19 protein-coding genes and 2 pseudogenes are annotated in these 20,857 nt (G+C 44.0%); 6 read left to right on the top strand and 15 right to left on the bottom strand.

Annotated elements, in window-relative coordinates; all coding sequences use genetic code 11:
• The first annotated feature begins 194 nt into the window (after positions 1–194).
• Positions 195–581, top strand: a complete 387-nt coding sequence (locus AAC854_RS05335; RefSeq protein ID WP_340616196.1) for a GIY-YIG nuclease family protein — start codon at positions 195–197, stop codon at positions 579–581.
• On the opposite strand, the gene AAC854_RS05330 is transcribed toward AAC854_RS05335, so the two are convergent.
• From AAC854_RS05330 to AAC854_RS05320, 3 genes and pseudogenes are all read right to left on the bottom strand, one after another.
• On the bottom strand, positions 535–1,053 hold the full coding sequence (locus AAC854_RS05330; protein ID WP_273548525.1) for a GNAT family N-acetyltransferase: 519 nt from the start codon (positions 1,051–1,053) through the stop codon (positions 535–537). The two genes, AAC854_RS05335 and AAC854_RS05330, sit on opposite strands and share 47 nt — an antisense overlap.
• Positions 1,047–1,424, bottom strand: a pseudogene (gene ubiT, locus AAC854_RS05325) (ubiquinone anaerobic biosynthesis accessory factor UbiT); the annotation flags it as partial. The pseudogene ubiT and the gene AAC854_RS05330, both read right to left, overlap by 7 nt.
• A gap of 246 nt (positions 1,425–1,670) precedes the next feature.
• The gene (locus AAC854_RS05320) at positions 1,671–2,864 is read right to left on the bottom strand and encodes an MFS transporter (RefSeq protein WP_340616195.1); all 1,194 of its coding nucleotides are present in this window, start codon (positions 2,862–2,864) and stop codon (positions 1,671–1,673) included.
• Between the two features lie 124 nt (positions 2,865–2,988).
• Between AAC854_RS05320 and AAC854_RS05315 the strand changes: the two genes are divergently transcribed.
• A complete protein-coding gene (locus AAC854_RS05315) occupies positions 2,989–3,897 on the top strand; it encodes a LysR family transcriptional regulator (RefSeq protein ID WP_047963464.1) in 909 nt (302 codons plus the stop codon).
• Between the two features lie 48 nt (positions 3,898–3,945).
• Here the strand turns inward: AAC854_RS05315 and AAC854_RS05310 are convergent, their stop codons facing one another.
• From AAC854_RS05310 to AAC854_RS05290, 6 genes and pseudogenes are all read right to left on the bottom strand, one after another.
• Entirely contained in the window at positions 3,946–4,731 is a 786-nt protein-coding gene (locus AAC854_RS05310; RefSeq protein WP_340616194.1) for an SDR family NAD(P)-dependent oxidoreductase, read from the bottom strand.
• Between the two features lie 54 nt (positions 4,732–4,785).
• On the bottom strand, positions 4,786–5,574 hold the full coding sequence (locus tag AAC854_RS05305; RefSeq protein WP_340616193.1) for an SDR family NAD(P)-dependent oxidoreductase: 789 nt from the start codon (positions 5,572–5,574) through the stop codon (positions 4,786–4,788).
• Positions 5,564–5,731 carry a hypothetical protein gene (locus AAC854_RS05300; protein ID WP_273547721.1) on the bottom strand — a complete coding sequence of 56 codons (168 nt, stop codon included), beginning with the start codon at positions 5,729–5,731 and terminating at the stop codon, positions 5,564–5,566. The genes AAC854_RS05305 and AAC854_RS05300 overlap by 11 nt, the downstream gene beginning before the upstream one ends.
• Positions 5,732–5,831: 100 nt before the next feature.
• Complete coding sequence (locus AAC854_RS24220) at positions 5,832–6,083, bottom strand: UDP-N-acetylglucosamine 2-epimerase (protein WP_422824052.1); 252 nt, start codon at positions 6,081–6,083, stop codon at positions 5,832–5,834.
• Between the two features lie 3 nt (positions 6,084–6,086).
• The gene (locus AAC854_RS05295) at positions 6,087–6,284 is read right to left on the bottom strand and encodes a hypothetical protein (RefSeq protein WP_340616192.1); all 198 of its coding nucleotides are present in this window, start codon (positions 6,282–6,284) and stop codon (positions 6,087–6,089) included.
• 559 nt (positions 6,285–6,843) lie between these two features.
• Positions 6,844–7,020, bottom strand: a pseudogene (locus AAC854_RS05290) (ABC transporter permease); the annotation flags it as partial.
• A gap of 436 nt (positions 7,021–7,456) precedes the next feature.
• Here AAC854_RS05290 and AAC854_RS05285 point away from each other — a divergent pair.
• The 4 genes from AAC854_RS05285 to AAC854_RS05270 all read left to right on the top strand — a co-directional run bounded on the left by AAC854_RS05285 (position 7,457) and on the right by AAC854_RS05270 (position 13,278).
• Positions 7,457–10,465, top strand: a complete 3,009-nt coding sequence (locus AAC854_RS05285; RefSeq protein WP_340616191.1) for an inverse autotransporter beta domain-containing protein — start codon at positions 7,457–7,459, stop codon at positions 10,463–10,465.
• Positions 10,466–10,625: 160 nt separating this feature from the next.
• A complete protein-coding gene (locus AAC854_RS05280; protein ID WP_340616190.1) occupies positions 10,626–12,323 on the top strand; it encodes a LytS/YhcK type 5TM receptor domain-containing protein in 1,698 nt (565 codons plus the stop codon).
• A gap of 2 nt (positions 12,324–12,325) precedes the next feature.
• Positions 12,326–13,045 carry a two-component system response regulator BtsR gene (gene btsR / locus AAC854_RS05275; protein ID WP_340616189.1) on the top strand — a complete coding sequence of 240 codons (720 nt, stop codon included), beginning with the start codon at positions 12,326–12,328 and terminating at the stop codon, positions 13,043–13,045.
• A gap of 77 nt (positions 13,046–13,122) precedes the next feature.
• Positions 13,123–13,278 carry a hypothetical protein gene (locus AAC854_RS05270; protein WP_340616188.1) on the top strand — a complete coding sequence of 52 codons (156 nt, stop codon included), beginning with the start codon at positions 13,123–13,125 and terminating at the stop codon, positions 13,276–13,278.
• A 126-nt stretch (positions 13,279–13,404) separates the two neighbouring features.
• Here AAC854_RS05270 and AAC854_RS05265 read toward each other — a convergent pair whose 3' ends face one another.
• From AAC854_RS05265 to rbfA, 6 genes are all read right to left on the bottom strand, one after another.
• Positions 13,405–15,384 carry a DEAD/DEAH family ATP-dependent RNA helicase gene (locus AAC854_RS05265; protein WP_340616187.1) on the bottom strand — a complete coding sequence of 660 codons (1,980 nt, stop codon included), beginning with the start codon at positions 15,382–15,384 and terminating at the stop codon, positions 13,405–13,407.
• Between the two features lie 170 nt (positions 15,385–15,554).
• The gene (gene nlpI / locus AAC854_RS05260) at positions 15,555–16,439 is read right to left on the bottom strand and encodes a lipoprotein NlpI (RefSeq protein ID WP_340616186.1); all 885 of its coding nucleotides are present in this window, start codon (positions 16,437–16,439) and stop codon (positions 15,555–15,557) included.
• A 187-nt stretch (positions 16,440–16,626) separates the two neighbouring features.
• A complete protein-coding gene (gene pnp, locus AAC854_RS05255; RefSeq protein ID WP_340616185.1) occupies positions 16,627–18,765 on the bottom strand; it encodes a polyribonucleotide nucleotidyltransferase in 2,139 nt (712 codons plus the stop codon).
• Between the two features lie 235 nt (positions 18,766–19,000).
• Positions 19,001–19,270: a 30S ribosomal protein S15 gene (gene rpsO, locus AAC854_RS05250; protein WP_047962380.1), complete on the bottom strand. Its 270-nt coding sequence runs from the start codon at positions 19,268–19,270 to the stop codon at positions 19,001–19,003.
• A 175-nt stretch (positions 19,271–19,445) separates the two neighbouring features.
• Complete coding sequence (gene truB / locus AAC854_RS05245; protein WP_340616184.1) at positions 19,446–20,393, bottom strand: tRNA pseudouridine(55) synthase TruB; 948 nt, start codon at positions 20,391–20,393, stop codon at positions 19,446–19,448.
• The gene (gene rbfA, locus AAC854_RS05240; RefSeq protein WP_340616183.1) at positions 20,393–20,803 is read right to left on the bottom strand and encodes a 30S ribosome-binding factor RbfA; all 411 of its coding nucleotides are present in this window, start codon (positions 20,801–20,803) and stop codon (positions 20,393–20,395) included. Before rbfA ends, truB begins: the two co-directional genes overlap by 1 nt.
• Positions 20,804–20,857: the final 54 nt, after the last annotated feature.

Here is a 20,857-nt window from a genome sequence, read left to right as displayed (position 1 = left end):
ATGATAATTAGCAATTATTGCTATATTTTTTCAATTATTTTGAACAACAATAGCTATCCAAAGACGCCATATTGCATATATTATTAATAAATTCATATTGTTAAATCAGAAAATCACAAAAAAATCAGCCTAAAACTTAACGACACATTAATTTCACACTGTAATTAAACTTTCGGAATTATTAAAATTAAATAATGAAAATTAAAGTATCTCACTGGTATCTCTACCTGATCAGGGCACAAAATGGCACCTTATATACAGGGATCACAACAGATGTATCCCGCCGATTTATGCAACACGCATCAGGAAAAGGTGCAAAAGCCCTCAGGGGGAAAGCACCATTGACATTGGTTTATCAAAGTTTGGTCGGGGATCGCAGCATGGCGCTGAAAGTTGAATACCGTGTGAAGAAGCTGAATAAACAGCAAAAAGAGAGGCTGATTCTGAATCAGCCTCCCTGCATAACGACTTATTTGATAGAAAACGGCTTATCTGAGAAGTTTTTTACTCAATCAGAGAGCCTTGAAGAGACAATCATTTTGGCAGAGACCATAGATTCTCAAAATGGGCGGGATAAGTAACCTGACCATGACAATCACTCAGTGAAATATCAGCCAGCGTGTAGATCAGGAAATAATCCTCGCAATCAGGCCATTCGCAAGATAATTGATATTCATTAGCAAGTTTAAAACCAAAACGGCCGTAATATTCAAGATCTCCCAGTGCCACAACCGCGCTATATCCAAATTCATTCAGGCTATCCAGCCCTTCATACACCAATTTTTCACTGAGACCATGATGACGGTACTGTTCCTCCACCGCTAATGATGCCAAACCAACCCATTGATGATCCGCACCATTGATATCAACAGGCGTGAAACCGACATAGCCAATCACATGACCTTCATCGTCAGTCGCAACAATGCCCAATGTCAACAAGCCATCTTCTCTTAATTGACTCACTAACTCAGCTTCTGCCGATGTCTCAAAAGACTGACGTAACAAACGATCAATCCCCATCGCATCGACCGGAATTTCGACCCTGATTAACATGACGATAACGCGCGATCGTTCTGATCAACGCCCTCTTTCTGTCCCGCTTTGATAAATTCAGCCAGACGCAATAAACCAAAGCGAAGAATGGATGGCATAGATTCCAATTCAATGGAATCCATTAAATTTTTTACATGCAGTCCCAATTCTGTGTTTCCTTCAATCCGTAAACGACGCTGAAAAAACAGTGTATCAGGATCTTCCCTGCGGGCAGCAATAAGAATGAAATCATTTGCATTACCACTAAAACTGACGTCTTTACTCGCATGCTGCCTGACAACCAAACGATTACCCTGCACACTGATGAACCAGTGTAAGCCGAGATCCCGTATTTCCACCTTCAACCAACGGGAAGTTAAAAACGCCAGCTGTATTTCCCGATCCTACATCAAGAATCGATAATAAATCCCTTATCACAAAACGTCTACAGAACAAATTTCCGGACAAGCTATTTTTTGAACATGCGGGGCGTCTTGCCCGTTACGCAACGGGCATATCATTCATGTATGGCTGTAATTTATGCGTTTTTTCAGTTGAAACTCACCATCAACTGAAATTCAATGAATAGGTCCGGCCAAAGCGGGCTTTTTTATACTCAACACGAAAGCTCAGGATAATTATAGTGAGTTAGAGATTGAACGTTGCTCACGCATGGATGGAATAACCATTTGCCACACAAGAGATACGATAGCCAATACACCCATTCCTGCACCTACCCATGTTAGCGTTTCTAATCCCCACTCTCGTACTGTAGTACCACCAATCACAGACCCCAGAACAACCCCGGCATTAAAAGCCGCGATATTCATGCCCGAAGCGATATCCATTGCATATGGTGTGTGCCGTTCTGCCAGCATAAGTATCCTTGACTGCAACGGTGGAATTGCCCCATAAGTTGCCAACCCAAGTAAAGCGACTAAACCAATCATCAGTACAGAATTGGTAAGGCTGAAACTCATAGCCACCAATACAACTGCAATACCAATAAGAAGAATAAGTGAGGCAAAATCCATCCCTTGTCGATCTGTTAGTCTCCCTCCCCAAACTGTACCAACAGCGGCTCCAATACCGTAAGCAAGCAATACTCCACTGGCGGTTTCAACACTGACTCCTGTAATCGTCAAGAGTATAGGGGTAATAAATGTGTACAGAGCAAATGAAGCGGTATAGGAAAGCATTGGAACGCTTGCCCCTGCAAGTAAACGCCGATCAAAAAGGATAATAAGATGGCGCCAGCTAGCAGATACTTTCATAATCGGCTCTCCGGCATCTTTTGGCATCTTGAATCCAATGCCAATCGCTCCAATCAATCCACAAGCAGCGATAATTAAAAATATGACATGCCAATTTAGTATACTGCCCAGCCAAGTTCCTACAGGAACACCTAAAGACATGGCAATAGTGACACCACCGAATACCCAAGCCAGAGCAGTACCAGCACGTTCAGACGGAACCAAACGAGTCGCAACACCAGAAGCCACAGCAAAAAAAACGCCATGTGCCAGCCCAGATAATAAACGTGCCGCTAAAAGAGGAACCAAATTTGTTGATGCGGCTGCTATTAGATTTCCCAGTGTAAATGCCAGCATTGCAGTAAGAAGTAAGCGTTTTCGCGACCAATTAGAGGCCAGTGCCGTCAAAATGGGTGCCCCAATCACAACACCTAACGCATAGGCTGTCACAGTTAACCCAATACTGGTTACATCGACGCCAAGATCTACTGACATCACAGATATCAGTCCAATAGTGATGAATTCTGTAAACCCTATCGCAAATGCACAAAGCGAAAATATATATATCACGAATGGCATTGGAGATTCTCCTTATACGCTAAAAATGCCTCAGTCTAAATTTGAGATGAGTAATAAGTATCATGCTTTCATTTAGTGCAATAAATATCCATAATGGATAAAAACTTATGATAAGGAGTCACTAATGGTCTTGCGTAACCTTGAAGACTTAAGTGTATTTATCAGGATCATCGACACAGGCAGTTTCACCGCAGCTGCCCGAACCTTGGGGTTATCTCCTACCACAGTCAGTAAGCAAATTGCACGCCTGGAGAAAAACCTTGGAATCGTTCTCTTTGTACGAAATACCCGCTCACTACGCATTACGCCTGAAGGCAAATTAATCGCTGAAAAAGTGAGGGCTGCATTAACACTGGTGGAGGAAGCGGCTGAAATTGCCAAGGATGGAAATGAGTCTCTCACAGGTTTGATTCGACTTACCGCGCCAGTACCGCTTGGTCGGACCTATGTAACAGAAGCAATTGCAGAGTTTAGAAAGAAATATCCATCGGTAGGATTCATCTTACATTTGACAGACAAAGTTGTTGATCTTTATAAGGCCGAAATGGATTTAGCTATCAGAGTGGCAAATTTGACTGATTCACGTTTAATTGCCAGACGATTATCAGAGAACAAACGAATTTTAGTCGCATCACCTAATTACCTCAAACTACATGGTGAACCTCAGGATCCAGAAGAGCTAGCTAACCATAACTGCCTGCTTTTTTCCGCCTCTGGAAATAAAAGTACAATATGGTCACTTCACAACAAAAAAAACACGAAAGCCATCTCACTCTCCAGTGATTTAATCGCCAATAATGGTGATGTCTTACGAACGTGGTGTGCAGCAGGTCTGGGTATAGCACTTCGAGAAACCTGGGATGTAGCAGGTTTAATTCGCTCAAATAAACTCATCCAGATCTTGCCGGAATGGCAAGAAGAAACCTCTCCCATTAATGTAGTGAGGGCAGGGAAACGGCCAGTTCCACAACGTATCAAAAGTTTTATTGAATTCCTCACCGAAGAGTGGAAAATTCCCCCTTGGGATAAGTAACTGAACAAGTCAGTAAAATTATCATCATCCCGACTTGTTCCTTTCATCTTACAAAATACTTTGAATGACGCCACCATCAACACGTAAGGCAGTGCCGGTTATCGCAGAAGCCAGTGGTGAAGTTAAAAAAACAACGGCATTAGCAACTTCTTCAGCCGTTGCCAACCGCCCCAGCAACGATGCGGGACGTGCTGTCTCAATAAAGCGTTTTCCCGCTTCCTCAATTGAAAGTGTAGGATCTGTGATAAGTTCTCTAACAAATCGTTCAACCCCTTCACTTTCAGTTGGCCCGGGTAGAACACTATTGACGGTGACTCCTGTTCCAGCAGCGGCTTGGGCGAATCCTCTTGCTGCTGCGACTTGGGCGGTCTTGGTCAGGCCATAATGTGGCATTTCTAGCGGTATCTGTAAGGCTGATTCACTGGAAATAAATACCACGCGCCCCCACTTTTTCTCTATCATGGGTGGAATATATGAACGAGCCAGACGAATCCCACTTAGGACATTGATATTAAAATAGTCAAGCCATTCCTCATCCCTGATTTCAAAAATTGGCTTAGGGGAAAAAATTCCAGCGTTATTAATAAGGATATCAATATCCGGAAATTTCTGATTAATTAATTCACATCCTTCTCTGGTTCCAACATCAGCAGCTACAGTAAAAACGCGATCTGAACCATTAAATTTATTAACTGCCTGAATTAACCGCTCTTCACTTCTTCCATTTAAAATAACGGAGGCACCTGCTTTATATAGACTGTGCGCAATGGCTAACCCAATGCCTGCTGTCGACCCCGTGACTAATGCAATTTTCCCTTCTAAATTTATATTCATATAAACCTCTATTCATCCTCATTAGACAAGCTAAGTCTTAATCTATTTCTTTAATTAGATAAAAGGAGTCACTCCGCCATCTACTAAATAATTTGCACCAGTGATAAATGCAGCGGATTCTGAAGCCAAAAATGAGAGTAAAGCCGCCACTTCTTCAGGTCGCCCTAGTCTACCAACAACAATATCAACTTCTTTAATGTAGCGTTGTAATGCCTCTTCACGTCCAACTTTATATTTTTGTTCAAGCTGGGCTATCAACCCCTTAGGCTTATCGTAGATAGCGGTATGAATAAAAGCAGGAGAGATAACATTGGAGCGAATACCATATTTGCCAAACTCCCGTGATATGACTTTAGATAGCGTTAGAATTGAAGATTTCAAGATACTATAATCAGGAAGATTTAAATTTGGCATTAATGCTGCTTCAGAAGCTATATGGAGTAAAATACCCTTTTTTTGATTACGCATATAAGGTAATACACTCCGGGCCATTCGAATGTAGCCAAGCAGATTGATTTCGATTGTAGAATGCCAATCATCATCTGTTACATCAAGAAAACTCTCCCTAGGCTCTACTAATGCAGCATTATTAATCAGAATATCTATCCTCCCGAATTTACTGATGACTGTATTGATAAGACCATCAATATCTGAAGGATTTCTGACATCAAACTGATAAGGAAATAAGAATTTGTCTTCCTGCAATTCATAAAGTTGCTCTAGATTAATATCTCCTCCAATAACATATGCCCCCTCTTTTAAAAATTCAGTGGTAGCAGCAAGCCCGATACCCGAACCTGCCCCAGTGATTATAACTATCTCACCAACTAAACTACGCTTCATGAGCATCTCCAGAAGTCACATCCCGCTTAATCTGGTTGAAATGTAGAACGATTCGTGCTTCAAGAGATAAATTACCTTCATCAAAATCAACTATAGATGGTAATAAATCATTTGAAAATTCTAATAATATTTGATGGTTAGCCCCTGTTATTTTCATTCTACTTGTCCATTATTTACTATTTGATATTAAAGGAGATATCTTTGTCAAAGAAGGTTGTTTCAACATATCTGTCTCTTTACTACATAACCATTTTTTATTAAAAAATTGGTCGGTGCAATGAACTTATTTGTGCTACCAGACGCCGATTACCCTCTTCAGGAAAAGGAGAATAAAAATTTCCACTACGTAATCCGGCTTCAATATGAATTACAGGGATTCTATTTTGGAAACCATACAATGCTCCCGCAACAGTGGAAGCAGTATCTCCATGCACAACGATTGCATCAATCTCCTGTATTATAGGAACTTTAGATAATCCTTCTAATATTCTATGTGTTACACCAGAAATGGTTTATCTTTCGCGCATAGCTTTCAAATCTATATCTGCTGTTATTCCAAATACTGAAAGAGTAGAATGTAACATCTCATCATGTTGTCCAGTAGATATAATAATTGGTTCAAAGCGATCATCTTTACGCATTTCTATAATTGGGATAGCACACTTAATTGCCTCAGGTCTCGTCCCTATGACAAATCCAAGTTTTAACATTACAATCCCCTTTTATATTTTTAAAAACCATCAATATCTTCTACTTACGAAAACAGTAAGATACTTCTTGTTTTTATATAGAAAAAGCCTTGAAAAAATTAGCACCAGAATCCTTTCTAATTTTATTTATTATTAACTCATTCAGTTATAAATTAAAGCATAGACATAAACTGAAACAGTTTAATCATCGTTTAATGTCTATGATTTAAACAACCTTCAGAAACAGTTCACCACTTCACTTTTTCCATTGCGTAACAAACATTAAATATATAAAACAGCAATACCATTGATTGGCATAGCCTGAAAGACATCAGGCTTGTGCTGTTCAGATATCAAGCTAACTAACTATATCGATAATATCGTGACTCTATTTAACAGGTTTATGATATTAACTAAATACATAAATAATGAGAATGTAAAAAAAAGAATTTCTATTATTCCCTTTCGTCATAAATGTAAACTTTAAATATCTATCTTTAATGAGCAGTCCGTAACCTAATTAACAGTTCGCGTAAATGTTTTCTGCTCAGGGATAAAAAAATCGCTTAACGCGCTGGGAAATATCCCGGAATACACTGTGCAATGGCAGTCCCATTTGGTTGATGCCTGCGATCGCTTTTGTGGCCCAAGTTGATGGCAAAGCCGATGAAACCATCCTTACCCAATCAGGCATCGACTGAGGCGGCCAAATCGTTCCTGAAATATAGAAGATCGGCATAGTAATAAAGGTCAGTGTCCCACATGGAGATTAACGACCCGACCTGTCGCTTTAGAAGCAATGATGATCTCTGGCGCACAACTTTTCCCTGCAACAACAATGTCTGATCTCATCAAATCTACTTTTTTCCTATACTCCCTGTTTTTTAACAATGATTAATCACAAAAGTTATATTGATCAATAATTGATTTTATGTTGGAATAAAAAACCTTATAAAGACAAAACTCCAGATCAATAGTCTACACGCTAACCACTCAACAGAGTTTGTTAACTATTTCGTGATATCTCAGATCAGGCAATTCCGTATTGTTATCTCACTATTTCGTCATGATTTGACGATTTCCTTCTGGATACACGGCTCATGGTTGGTAGTAAATAGAACGTAATATTCTGAAATGGATAGGTTTACTGCTGGTTATCGCTTGATGTTTTTTATTTTTACAGGTTTACAGTTATGAACAGAAAATTCGATAAGCCGTGGCTACGGAATCAGCAAAATAGGCTGAAACGTGTAGCGTGGGTGAACATTATCACTCAATTTGTGTTTCCGGTTGCTGGTACATTTGCCCCCGCTATCGCTAGTGCCAAAACACAAGCGACTTTTCAAAATGAAAAATTAGCACGACCAACAGAGCCTTATATCCTGAAATCAGGGGAAACCGTCAATACCGTCGCCAAGCGCTACGGTTTAACCGTCACTGACCTGAAAAAAATTAATCAACTACGCACCTTCAGCAAACCTTTTATGACACTTGGTGTCGGCAGCGAAATTGATGTCCCTAAACCTCGAACCAATAAATTTCTGCCTTTCAACTATTCTTCGTTAGATCAATCTTCATTGAACAAAACTTCTGCTCCGGATGAAGAGTCACATCGTCTGGCTGAGGTTGCCTCTCAGGTTGGTCATCTATTAATCAATAACAACATTAAGAACGGAGCAATAAATCAATTAGGCAATCTGGTCACGAGTGAGGCTAATCAACAAATTAAAAATTGGTTAGCACATTACGGCACAGTTCGTGTGCAAACCAATGTGGATAGTCATGGAAGCCTGAATGGCAGCCAGTTAGATATGTTGTTGCCACTGCATGATACCCACAGCCGGCTGGATTTTACCCAGTTCGGTTTCCGCCGTATCGATAAACGCAATACCCTCAATATCGGGCTAGGAGAACGTCGTTTTTTTGATGGCTGGATGTTCGGCTACAATGCTTTCCTTGACCATGATTTCACCGGTGATAATACCCGATTTGGCCTCGGTGCCGAATATGCCCGTGATTATCTGAAATTGGGCGCAAACGGCTATCTCCGCTTAAGCAACTGGAAAGAATCACCTCTTCTGACTGACTATGATGAGCGACCAGCCAATGGATTCGATCTGAGAGTACAAGGCTATGCCCCCGCCTTACCACAACTCGGCGGTAAGTTAGTATATGAACAGTATTTCGGGAATGAAGTTAGCTTAATCAATAAAGATCACCGAAGCCAGAATCCTTCTATGTTTACGGTCGGAATTAATTATACTCCGGTTCCACTGCTGACTTTCGGCATTGAGCGCAAACAAGAGATGTCCGGTAACGGAGAAACACAGTTCAATATGGAATTGAATTATGTCATCGGCACTCCGTGGTCAGAACAGATTAATCCAGATGCCGTAGCATTCAAGCATTCTCTGCAAGGCAGTCGCTATGATTTGGTTGATCGTAATAATCAAATTGTTCTGGAATACCGCAAACGTGAAGTGATCTCTCTGGCAATGGAGAACCAGATTATCGGTCATGAGAATGAAACCAAACCTCTCCATATCAGCGTTAACAGCAAGTATGAATTTAAAGATATTCAATGGGAAGCCACGAGCCTATTTGTCAATGGCGGTAAAATCCAACATCAAGGCGGGACAAACTATCTGCTGACTCTGCCGAAATATCAACCACAGGGTAATAATATCTACACGGTAGGTGCCGTTGCTTATGATGAACAAGGCAATACGTCCAAACGAGTAGAAATGCAGGTGCAGGTACTCCCAGCAGAAATCAATGTCAATAGCTCTGCCTTTACAGCAAAAGATAAAGAGCTACTGGCGGATAATCGCGACACGACTCTTCTGACATTGACCCTGAAAGATAAAGATGGCAAGCCAGTCAAAGGGGTTGCTTCCGAAATCAAATTAATCTCCAGTGGATTAAGTGGAGAAGGTCGCGATCCACAGATCGAAAAAATGCAAGAGACTCAGCCGGGTGTTTATAAATCCCACCTTACTGCGGGTGAAAAGATTGGGGTATTAAAAATTACGCCAGAAGTGAATGGGACTACCCTCAAACCTGTCGAAATCATGTTCGTACATCCAAGTACACCACTCGTCAAAAATTTAACCATCGTTGGCAAATTGGAGATGGGGCAAACCCTGAGTGCATCCTATACCTTTTACGCCAATGAAGGCGATACAACGGATAAATCCCGTTATGTATGGGGGAATAAAGACAATATTGATATTAGCAAAGGGCATACGATTACTGAGTCCGGCAAGCTCCCTAACTATACACTGACACAAGCAGATGCGGGGACAGTGAAAGCGATCGCGGTACAGGCACAAAACGCCCTTGGCCTTATCGGGAATACCCAAACTGTTGATACCAGCATGAGTACCGAACAAGGCAACCATACCCACGATGGAGGAAAAGGGGGAACTGTCAGGGGACTTGCCGATGATGTCATCATCACAACGAGTGCTGATAAGGCAAAGAAAGATGCCCCAATTACATTAAAGATCAAAACCCTCTATCACGGGAAGCTGGTCAGAAATGTGGACGTCAGAATGAACGCTATTAAGTCTCTGAATCGCCAGAATGTTGCTGAAAAACCCACCCTATTATTCAATGGCAAAACAACTGAATATCAGGATTTCACTGATGAAAACGGTATGCTCAATATTACCGTGACCGATCCAAACGGGCTTGGTGTGAAGACGACATTCTCTGTCACTGCGGATGGTACTGCGCCGCCACAAACTAAGGATATGATCTTTACAGTTCCAACCAGCCCGGATGTTCCTGTCGCTAATTTTTGGGGGCATATGGCTGAAGCCATGGTAGGTAAAAATGGCGAGGTCTTTGACCGACCCAAATTACAAGCAGAATTAAAAGCCTTAGGTATGCCAGGAATGACCACCTATGTTGAAAATGGTGAAATTTGGCCACGTCGTGTCTACAAAGGAGCAGAATGGTACTGTCGGAAAACACATGAAACGTTACCAACAGTCAATGAGCTGTGGGATCTATACCTCGCCCATCCCGATAATACTATGCATGATGTATACGGCTGGCCACAAGATCGCTCCTATCGCTCTTCAAGCCCGGGGATAGACGAAAAAGGTAAAAATGCCCATTTTGCCGTGAATATCGACAAAGGGTTCGAGCACGTTATTAATGAAATAGTCACCGACTACGTTATCTGCAAGGAATAATGCTATCAATCCGCCCCAATCGGGGCGGATAACCCTTTCCACACCAATTCCTTTCCTATAAATAGATTATCCTGCCAATGCCCTATTGACGGCGTTAAATTTAACCTTTGATAATGGCACATCAAATATATAGTCGTTATTAATCATACAATGAAAAAATATGTACGAATTTAACCTCGTGTTGTTATTACTCCAGCAGATGTGTATTTATCTGGTGATCGCCTGGCTACTGAGTAAAACCCCCCTGTTTATTCCTCTACTGCAAGTTACCGTCCGTTTGCCACATAAGATGATGTGTTACGTTATCTTTTCCATCTTTTGCATTATGGGAACGTATTTTGGGTTGAATGTGAATGACTCGATTGCCAACACGCGCGCGATTGGTGCTGTACTCGGCGGTTTTCTCGGTGGGCCAACCGTAGGGGCAATGGTCGGATTCACTGGCGGCTTACACCGTTATTCTCTCGGTGGAATGACTGCATTTAGTTGCATGGTATCCACCATTGTAGAAGGCGTACTCGGTGGCCTTGTCCATATTTACCTGATGAAACGGGGACAGATTAATAAGTTACTGAATCCGTGGACGGCGGTCGTTGTCACTTTCTTTGCTGAATGCACCCAAATGGGGATTATTCTGCTACTTGCTAATCCGTTCAATGAAGCATTGAATCTGGTGAAGGATATAGCAGCCCCGATGATTATCGCCAACAGTATTGGTGCAGCGATGTTTATCCGCATCTTATTGGACAGACGCGCCATTTTTGAAAAATATACCAGCGCCTTTTCTGCCCAGGCCTTGAAAATTGCTGTCTGTACAGAAGGGATTCTGCGTAAGGGATTCAATGAAGATAACAGTATGCGTGTAGCAAAAGTTATCTATCAGGAATTGGAAATTGGCGCAGTCGCTATCACTGACAGAGAAAAGTTACTGGCATTTATTGGTCTCGGTTCTGATCATCACCTGCCCGGCACGCCTATTGCTTCCGAACAGTCACGTCGCGCGATTGAAAATAATGAAGTCGTGTATGCCGATGGGAATGAAACCCCTTATTGTTGTTCCCTTAGTCCAATTTGTAAATTTGGCTCTGCGCTGGTGATCCCTTTACGGGGAGAAAATCAGAAGGTGATCGGTACTATTAAACTTTACGAAGCCAAAAACCGTTTATTCAGCTCCATCAATCGTACCTTGGGTGAGGGAATTGCCAGTCTACTTTCAGCCCAGATTCTTGCCGGACAGTATGAGCGGAATAAGCAATCTTTACTGCAATCAGAAGTGAAGCTGCTTCACGCGCAAGTGAATCCTCACTTTTTATTCAATGCCCTAAATACACTACAAGCAGTTATCCGTCGAGACAGCCAACAAGCCAGCCAGCTTGTGCAGTATCTTTCGACATTCTTCCGCAAGAATTTGAAGCGGCCTGAAGAGATTGCCACGCTGGAAAATGAAATAGAACATGTGAATGCTTACTTACAAATTGAGAAAGCGCGCTTCCGTGAGCGTCTTCAGATTGCTATAGAAATACCGGAATCCCTGCGCAATGCAAAACTACCTGCATTTTCCCTACAACCGATGGTAGAAAATGCCATTAAACATGGCACATCACAGTTACTTGATACAGGAAGAATTACGATTAGAGCGCACCAGGAAGCCAATTTGCTATTGGTGGAGATTGAAGATAATGCGGGACTTTATTGTCCAAAACAAATGGGAGACGGACTTGGAATGAGTCTGGTAGATAAACGTCTACAGCTCCGTTATGGTAAACCCTATGGCGTGAAAGTTGATTGCCAGCCCGAAGAATTTACCCGTGTCATTTTATGTTTACCATTGGAAAAAGAGGCGAAAAAAGCGGCGTAAATATGAATATATTGATTGTTGATGATGAACCTCTGGCTCGTGAGAATCTACGTTGTCTGTTGGAAGAGGAAACGGATATTCAAATCATTGGTGAGTGTGCCAACGCAGTGGAAGCGATTGGTGCCATTCATCGTCTGAAACCGGATGTGGTTTTCCTCGATATTCAAATGCCCCGCATTACCGGATTGGAAATGGTGGGAATGCTCGACCCTGATCATCGTCCTTATATTGTTTTTTTAACCGCGTTTGATGAATATGCGGTGCAAGCCTTTGAAGAGCATGCGTTCGATTATCTATTAAAGCCGCTGGAAAAAGAGCGTCTGAGCAAAACGTTGCAACGGCTGCGCTCTGGCTATCAAAAGCAAAATCTGGCGGATCTGCAACGCGAAGATGAGCAACTGAAATATATTCCTTGTACCGGATATAGCCGGATATGGCTGATGCCATTGGATGATGTTCTGTATGCCACTTCCCGCCTGAGTGGTGTGTATGTTATGAATGCCAACGGTCAGGAAGGTTTTACTGAGTTGACTCTGCGCACACTGGAAACCCGTACATCCCTGACCCGCTGTCATCGTCAGTATCTGGTTAATATGTCCCAATTGCGGGAAATTGTTTTTGGTGAAAACGGGCAAGCGGAGTTGGTGCTGAGCAATGATGAACGTATTCCCGTCAGCCGTCGTTACCTGAAGCCGCTAAAAGAAGAACTGGGGTTAAATTAATCACTGTTTGAGGCATAATCTCGTCACCCTACAGGAAAAATAAACAAAGGAAATGATCTTGGCTGATTATAGGAGGATTGAGTGCGGTAGAAGAGCGCATTTTGCAGGAAGTCGCTCATGCTGGTTTCAGAGGCAAACTAAGAAAAACCGTTATTCATCAAGGTGAGCGCTTACTTTCAGATATTGAAACCAAAGGCGAGTTGAATAAACGTATATCCAAAAAACCAGCCTAAATTTCATATGATGTAAACGTAAAAAACCCTTTCTCCGTAAAGAGAAAGGGTCTTATTTAATACATCATTGCGATACTTTCAATGTAACAGCTAATCGCCTATCAAATCAGGCGATAACGTATTTGCTTATACGTTGCTAGTGCTGTTGCTATTGCTTTGTTGGCGACGACGTGGAGCACCGCCATTGAAATCATCGTTACTACGGCCACGGAAAGAGCCACGCTCACCACCGCCACGACGTTCGTTGTTAAAACGACGACCACCGTTATTGCCAAAACCATCACGCTCACGACGTGGGCCATTGCCACCGTTACCGCCGCCATTACCACCATTGCCACCATTGCCACCATTGCGGCCACCACCACGACGTTCACGGCGCTCAAATGGTTGTGCATCACCCATCAACTGCATGTTCAATGGTTTGTTCAGAATACGGGTACGCGTGAAGTGAGACAGCAATTCCCCTGGCATTCCTTTTGGCAGTTCAATCGTAGAGTGAGATGCAAACAGCTTAATATTACCGATATAACGGCTGCTGATATCACCTTCGTTCGCAATTGCACCTACAATGTGGCGAACTTCAACGCCATCATCACGGCCTATTTCAATGCGATACAGTTCCATGTCACCCACATCGCGGCGCTCACGACGAGGACGATCACCTCTGTCACCACGGTCGCCACGATCACCACGGTCACCTCTGTCACCACGGTCGCCAAAAGCATTACCGTTACGGCGACGGTCATCACGATCGTTGAATTCACGGCGAGGACGACGTACTGGATCTGGTGGCAGAATCAGTGGGCGCTCGCCTTGTGCCATTTTCAGCAGGGCTGCGGCCAGTGTTTCCATGTCCAGCTCTTCACCAGTACCCAGTTTAGACAACAAAGCACGGTATTGATCCAGATCGCTGCTTTCCAGTTGCTGCTGAACATTAGCCGCGAATTTCTCCAGACGACGCTGGCTCAGAAGTTCTGCATTTGGCAGTTCAACTTCTGGGATCGTCAGTTTCATAGTGCGTTCAACGTTACGCAGCAGGCGGCGTTCACGGTTTTCAACAAACAACAGGGCACGACCCGCACGGCCTGCACGACCAGTACGGCCGATACGGTGTACATAAGACTCTGCATCCATTGGGATGTCGTAGTTAACAACCAAACTAATGCGCTCAACGTCCAAACCACGAGCTGCAACGTCAGTTGCAATCAGAATGTCCAAACGGCCGTCTTTCAAGCGCTCAAGAGTCTGCTCACGCAACGCCTGATTCATGTCACCATTCAGTGCCGCTGAGTTGTAACCGTTACGCTCCAGAGTTTCTGCCACTTCCAGCGTTGCATTCTTGGTACGCACGAAAATAATCGCAGCATCAAAATCTTCTGCTTCGAGGAAACGTACCAGCGCTTCATTTTTACGCATTCCGTACACAGACCAGTAGCTCTGGCTGATGTCAGGACGGTTCGTAACACTGCTTTGAATGCGAACTTCCTGTGGATCATTCATGAAACGACGGGTAATGCGGCGAATCGCTTCAGGCATGGTTGCTGAGAACAGTGCAGTCTGATGTTCAGCAGGGATCTGGCTCATGATGTTTTCAACATCTTCGATAAAGCCCATACGCAACATTTCGTCGGCTTCATCCAATACCAGACCTTTCAGGTTGGACAGATCCAATGTTCCACGTTTCAGATGGTCCAGCAGACGGCCTGGAGTTCCCACAACAACTTGTGGCCCCTGGCGCAGAGCACGTAATTGGACGTCATAACGCTGTCCACCGTAAAGTGCAACAACATTCACGTTACGCATGTGCTTGGAGAAATCTGAACATGCTTCGGCAACCTGTACCGCCAGTTCACGGGTTGGTGCTAACACAAGGATCTGTGGAGCTTTAAGTTCAGCATCAATGTTATGCAGTAAAGGTAAGCTGAATGCCGCAGTCTTACCACTACCAGTCTGTGCCATGCCCAGCACGTCACTACCGTTCAGCAGGTGTGGAATACATTGTTGTTGAATAGGAGAAGGCTTCTCATAGCCCAAGTCTTCCAGTGCAGAAAGAATAGGTGCTGATAATCCTAAATCAGCAAAAGAGATTTCAGTCTCAGTGGTCATGTAATGGTGCCTCATTAATCGTGGCGGCCAGTCTACATAACACAGTGAAAAGAATTTCTGTCATTTTCATTTAAAATGTGAACTGGCTCAAATTATGTTATTAAACGAACAAACAAGCCCCCATCCCGCAAGATGTGGACTTAAAAATCTGTCGTGAAAATGTTCGTCAGCTATTGTTGGTTCGATTCCGATAAATCATCTTGTCTTTGGCCTAGTAGCGCCAATTCCAACAATGCGTAGCGGTGCTCAACAAAGTTATGAACATTGTTAGCTACCGTCAGCTTGAATAACGCAGCTGCGCTATCCTCATCCCCCAGACTTAGGTAATGTTTACCTAAATAGAAGTCAGTTTCACTGAGATGCTCAGCGAGCGAAGTGTTATCCGCTGAATTCTGTTGTAAACGCTCCATCAATATTTTCTCACTGATTTTGCCTAAATAGAATTCAACGATATTCCAGCCCCATAGCCCCCGGTTCGCTTTGTCAAAATGGTGCGACAAATTAGTCATTGCAACCTTAGGATCGATTTTCACTTCCACAAGGTACAACCACAACGAACGGAAGGGATCATTTGGATCGTCTTGATAAAACGCCTGCAGATCATCCTGCGCCAATCGATAACGGCCACCGTAATACAGTGCAATGCCGCGATTCATTCGCGCGTAGTTGTAAGTTGGATCAAGCTCTAAAACAGAATCAAACGCTTCATAGGCAGAATCAAAGTTACCTGCCTGCGTAAAATAAATTCCTAGATAATTAAAAATTTCAGGAATATCAGGACGGAGAGACAAAGCCACTGAAAAATCATTCTGCGCCAGTGCCCTCAGCCCGAGGCTATCATACAGCACACCTCTTTCATATAAAAGCTGTGCATACTCATCTTCCGTAAATGATCGACTCGCAAGTATTTGCTCCATGCGAGCCAGAATAACCTCTTGTTGCAATGTCGGTTGTAATGGAATAGCAATAACTTCATTTTTACGCCATCCAGTGCTGCCACATCCCACAAGGAGAAAAATAGCCGCAACATACCACCAGCGCAGAAAAGAATTCATTTCCCACTCCCGAAGTCAGACATTAATCAGAATGCCCAGTTACTCCACCCACATTGTATATTTCAGGCATCCTGCCCAAAACTGACTTTTCCCTTCAACTTCGAACTATAGCGTTATTGACTGCAATTCAAAATAAATTAGGGATAAACGGCGCCCTTTTTACAGGACGCCGCGCTTTACGTCAAATTTATTCTACAGATGACTCCGGTGCCTGTGACACTTCATCGGTAGTAACTACGGCTTCTTTCATGCTCAGGCGGATACGACCCTGACGATCAATTTCCAATACCTTAACCGGAACTTCCTGACCTAATTGCAGATAATCAGTGACTTTCTCTACACGTTTGTCTGCGATTTGAGAAATGTGTACCAGCCCTTCTTTACCACCGCCGATAGCAACAAATGCTCCGAAATCAACAATACGGGTTACTTTACCGGTATAGATACGGCCCACTTCAACTTCAGCAGTGATTTCTTCGATACGACTAATAGCGTGACGCGCTTTATCACCATCAGTTGCCGCAATCTTCACCGTACCATCATCTTCAATTTCAATGGTGGTGCCGGTTTCTTCTGTCAATGCACGGATCACAGAACCGCCTTTACCAATCACGTCTTTGATCTTGTCTGGATTGATCTTGATGGTATGAATACGTGGTGCAAATTCAGAGATATCGTTGCGTGGGCTTTCGATTGCCTGTTCCATCACGTTAAGGATGTGCAAACGAGCACCTTTGGCCTGATTCAGGGCAACCTGCATGATTTCACGGTTGATGCCTTCAATTTTGATGTCCATCTGCAATGCGCTGATACCATCGCGGCTACCCGCAACTTTAAAGTCCATGTCGCCCAGATGATCTTCGTCACCCAGAATGTCAGACAGAACAACAAAGTTTTCCCCTTCTTTCACCAGACCCATTGCGATACCAGCAACGGCGGCCTTAATTGGCACACCAGCATCCATCAGCGCCAGTGACGCACCACAAACGGAAGCCATAGAAGAGGAACCATTGGATTCAGTGATTTCAGACACAACGCGAACTGTATACGGGAATTCGGCAGGACTTGGCATGACAGCCAATACACCACGTTTCGCCAGACGTCCGTGACCAATCTCACGACGTTTTGGTGAACCAACCATGCCGGTTTCACCCACAGAGTATGGAGGGAAGTTATAGTGGAACAGGAAGCGGTCTGTATACTCACCCATCAGCTCATCGATAACTTGCGCATCACGCTCTGTACCCAGAGTTGCCGCAACCAGCGCCTGTGTTTCACCACGGGTGAACAGAGACGAACCATGAGTACGTGGCAATACACCAGTGCGAACATCCAGAGCACGAACCATGTCTTTTTCACGACCATCAATACGAGGTTCACCACGCAGAACACGGCCACGAACAACATTTTTCTCCAGACCGGACAGCACATCAAGCACTTCGCTTTCATCCAGCTCAACGCCTTTTTCCGCTGATTCTGCCAAGACGATCGCAGAAACTTCTTCTTTGATGCTATCAACCTGAGCGTAACGTTCCTGCTTCTCAATAATACGGTAAGCATCGCCCAGACGGGTTTCAGCCAGTTCAGCAACACGGTCATGCAGAGGCTGGTTGATAGGCTCCGGAGCCCAATCCCATTTTTCTTTGCCTGCTTCAGCAACCAGTGCATTGATGTTCTCAATAGCGACCTGTTGCTGCTCGTGACCAAACACAACCGCACCCAACATTTGCTCTTCAGTCAGCAGATCCGCTTCGGATTCCACCATCAATACCGCACCTTCAGTACCTGCAACCACCAGATCCAGACGGCTGTTTTTCAGCTCATCTCTGGTCGGGTTCAGTACGTACTGATCGTTGATGTAACCAACGCGGGCAGCACCGATTGGGCCATTGAATGGAATGCCAGACAGTGCCAGTGCAGCAGATGCACCGATCATGGCAACGATATCAGGGTTAATCTGAGGGTTAACAGAAACAACTGTTGCGATGATTTGAACTTCGTTCAGGAAACCTTCCGGGAACAGAGGGCGCAAAGGACGGTCAATCAGACGGGCTACGAGGGTTTCACCTTCTCCCGGACGGCCTTCACGACGGAAGAAACTTCCCGGAATACGACCCGCTGCGTAAGTACGCTCTTGATAGTTAACAGTCAGGGGGAAGAAATCCTGGCCTGTTTTTACTTTTTTCTGACCAACAACGGTAACGAATACCGCCGTGTCATCCATATTTACCATAACGGCTGCTGTCGCCTGACGAGCCATCATGCCGGTTTCGATGGTCACAGTGTGCTGACCATACTGGAATTTACGAACAATCGGATTCAGCAAAATAATTTTCCTTTGTTAGTGTTGCCGACTTTTAAGATTCAGCAACAATGGATTTTCTCTTCTTGCTACACCCTCACGACTAATGACAGTGCTTACTCCCTTAAGGACTCTCATTAGCCGCGCGAGTCACTGTAGCGGAAGAGATTCAAATTTCAGAAACGGTATAACATCTCTCAATTCCGTTTCCTAGAAGAAAAGGGGCCCGATTAGGCCCCTTTCCATCGAAACTCATCGATTAGCGACGCAGTCCCAGACGCTCAATCAGAGCGGTATAGCGTGCCACATCTTTACCCTTCAGGTAGTTCAGTTGCTTACGACGCTGTGCAACCTTTCTCAGCAGACCACGACGGCTGTGGTGATCTTTTTTGTGCTCTGAAAAGTGGCCTTGCAGTTGGTTGATGTCAGCTGTCAGCAGTGCGATCTGAACTTCGCTGGAACCACTGTCGTTAGCGCCACGGCCAAACTCAGCAATAATCTGCGCTTTTGCAGTAGTACTTAGAGACATAGTATAACTCCAAATATGTAGTTTAAAATGACAAGTGCCGATCTCTAATTCAGCAACTCATATATAGACGCGGTATTCTACGCTGCAAATAGGTGAAGCGCAAGACAGCACAATCGGTGCCCTTCACTGCATCTACACAATTTGTCTGCTTTGAATTCCTTATCAGTTGCTATCATTATTCGATTTCAGTTTCAACAACCAGACGGCGGGGAGCTACCAGCCCATCATCGTCAATCACCGCAATACCGATGAATTTATTTTCATCTCCTTCGGTGACCCGCACCCATTCACCCGAAGCCAAGTTGTGACTGCTTCGAACTGGCTGCCCTTGTTTAAAATAAGACGCAACCACAGATGCCAAGTGAATCACAGGGAAATGAGCAACAGCGGTATCCATTGGCAATAGCAATGGATCAAGCAGTGTTCCCGCTTCAATTTCCTGATCTTCAGCTTGTTGTTTTAATTCATATAACTGTTCCAGCGTTACCATCCTTTGATTGGGATAATCGGCAACTTGTAAACGGCGCAAATAAATAACATGAGCGCCACAGCCCAAAAGTTCACCCAAATCATCAATGATGGTACGGATGTAAGTCCCCTTGGAACAGTGTATTTCCAATTCCAGTTCATTCCCTTCCCAGCGAATGAATTGCAATTCATAAACAGTGATAGGACGCGCTTCCCGCTCAATTTCAATACCCTGACGGGCATATTCGTACAGTGGTTTTCCTTGATGTTTCAATGCAGAGTACATAGAAGGGACCTGCATGGTATCACCACGGAATGTATCCAATGCGTCATCAAGCTGAGATTGGGTTATTTGTACTTCGCGTTCACAAATGATGGTTCCATGTGAATCTGAAGTATCTGTACGTTGCCCCAAACGGGCGATCACCCGATAGCGTTTGTCAGAATCCAGCAGGAATTGGGAAAATTTAGTCGCTTCACCAAGGCAAATCGGCAACATGCCTGTAGCCAGTGGGTCCAGCGCACCAGTATGGCCCGCCTTGCTGGCATTGAAGATCCGCCTTACTTTCTGTAACGCATCATTGGAGGAGATATCCTGTGGCTTATCCAGCAACAGTACACCGTGTATCGCACGGCCTCTACGACGGCGACCCATCACTTTTCCTCGTTGTGATCCGCAGATGTACGGCGCTGCTCATCATTTTTCACGACGTTGCTGACCAAGTTTGACATACGCATCCCTTCCACCAGAGAGGAGTCATAAGAAAACGTCAGTTCAGGAATGACCCGAAGGCGCATCGCTTTACCCAGCAGGGAACGAATAAAACCAGAGGCTTCATTCAATGCCTTGATACCTTCTTTAACCATTTCTGAATCATGTCCTTCCACCAGAACATTCAAAAAGGTCACAAATACTTTGGCATAGGCCAGATCGCGGGAAACCTCAACACCAGAGACTGTCGCCATGCCGATACGCGGATCTTTAACTTCACGCTGTAAAATGATGGCAATCTCTTTTTGCATTTCTTGTGCAACGCGCTGAGTACGACTGAATTCTCTTGCCATTGTTATATCTCCTGACATTTTGGGGGGCATTAAGCCCCCCAAGAATGGAATAAA

This window comes from Xenorhabdus entomophaga (genome assembly GCF_037996725.1).
Taxonomy (GTDB): Bacteria; Pseudomonadota; Gammaproteobacteria; order Enterobacterales; family Enterobacteriaceae; genus Xenorhabdus; species Xenorhabdus khoisanae.
Note: the sequence above shows the minus strand (reverse complement) of the source record. Positions and strands in the feature narration are given on the sequence as shown.

Bases quoted from the DNA above. Each gene is read 5' to 3' on its own strand.
- AAC854_RS05310 (WP_340616194.1), bottom strand. From the start codon at position 4,731: ATGAATATAAATTTAGAAGGGAAAATTGCATTAGTCACGGGGTCGACA.
- AAC854_RS05285 (WP_340616191.1), top strand. From the start codon at position 7,457: ATGAACAGAAAATTCGATAAGCCGTGGCTACGGAATCAGCAAAATAGG.
- btsR (WP_340616189.1), top strand. From the start codon at position 12,326: ATGAATATATTGATTGTTGATGATGAACCTCTGGCTCGTGAGAATCTA.
- AAC854_RS05280 (WP_340616190.1), top strand. From the start codon at position 10,626: ATGTACGAATTTAACCTCGTGTTGTTATTACTCCAGCAGATGTGTATT.
- rbfA (WP_340616183.1), bottom strand. From the start codon at position 20,803: ATGGCAAGAGAATTCAGTCGTACTCAGCGCGTTGCACAAGAAATGCAA.
- rpsO (WP_047962380.1), bottom strand. From the start codon at position 19,270: ATGTCTCTAAGTACTACTGCAAAAGCGCAGATTATTGCTGAGTTTGGC.
- nlpI (WP_340616186.1), bottom strand. From the start codon at position 16,439: ATGAATTCTTTTCTGCGCTGGTGGTATGTTGCGGCTATTTTTCTCCTT.
- AAC854_RS05330 (WP_273548525.1), bottom strand. From the start codon at position 1,053: ATGTTAATCAGGGTCGAAATTCCGGTCGATGCGATGGGGATTGATCGT.
- truB (WP_340616184.1), bottom strand. From the start codon at position 20,393: ATGGGTCGCCGTCGTAGAGGCCGTGCGATACACGGTGTACTGTTGCTG.
- AAC854_RS05295 (WP_340616192.1), bottom strand. From the start codon at position 6,284: ATGTTAAAACTTGGATTTGTCATAGGGACGAGACCTGAGGCAATTAAG.
- AAC854_RS05265 (WP_340616187.1), bottom strand. From the start codon at position 15,384: ATGACCACTGAGACTGAAATCTCTTTTGCTGATTTAGGATTATCAGCA.
- AAC854_RS05335 (WP_340616196.1), top strand. From the start codon at position 195: ATGAAAATTAAAGTATCTCACTGGTATCTCTACCTGATCAGGGCACAA.
- AAC854_RS05320 (WP_340616195.1), bottom strand. From the start codon at position 2,864: ATGCCATTCGTGATATATATATTTTCGCTTTGTGCATTTGCGATAGGG.
- AAC854_RS05300 (WP_273547721.1), bottom strand. From the start codon at position 5,731: ATGAAAATAACAGGGGCTAACCATCAAATATTATTAGAATTTTCAAAT.
- AAC854_RS05305 (WP_340616193.1), bottom strand. From the start codon at position 5,574: ATGAAGCGTAGTTTAGTTGGTGAGATAGTTATAATCACTGGGGCAGGT.
- AAC854_RS05315 (WP_047963464.1), top strand. From the start codon at position 2,989: ATGGTCTTGCGTAACCTTGAAGACTTAAGTGTATTTATCAGGATCATC.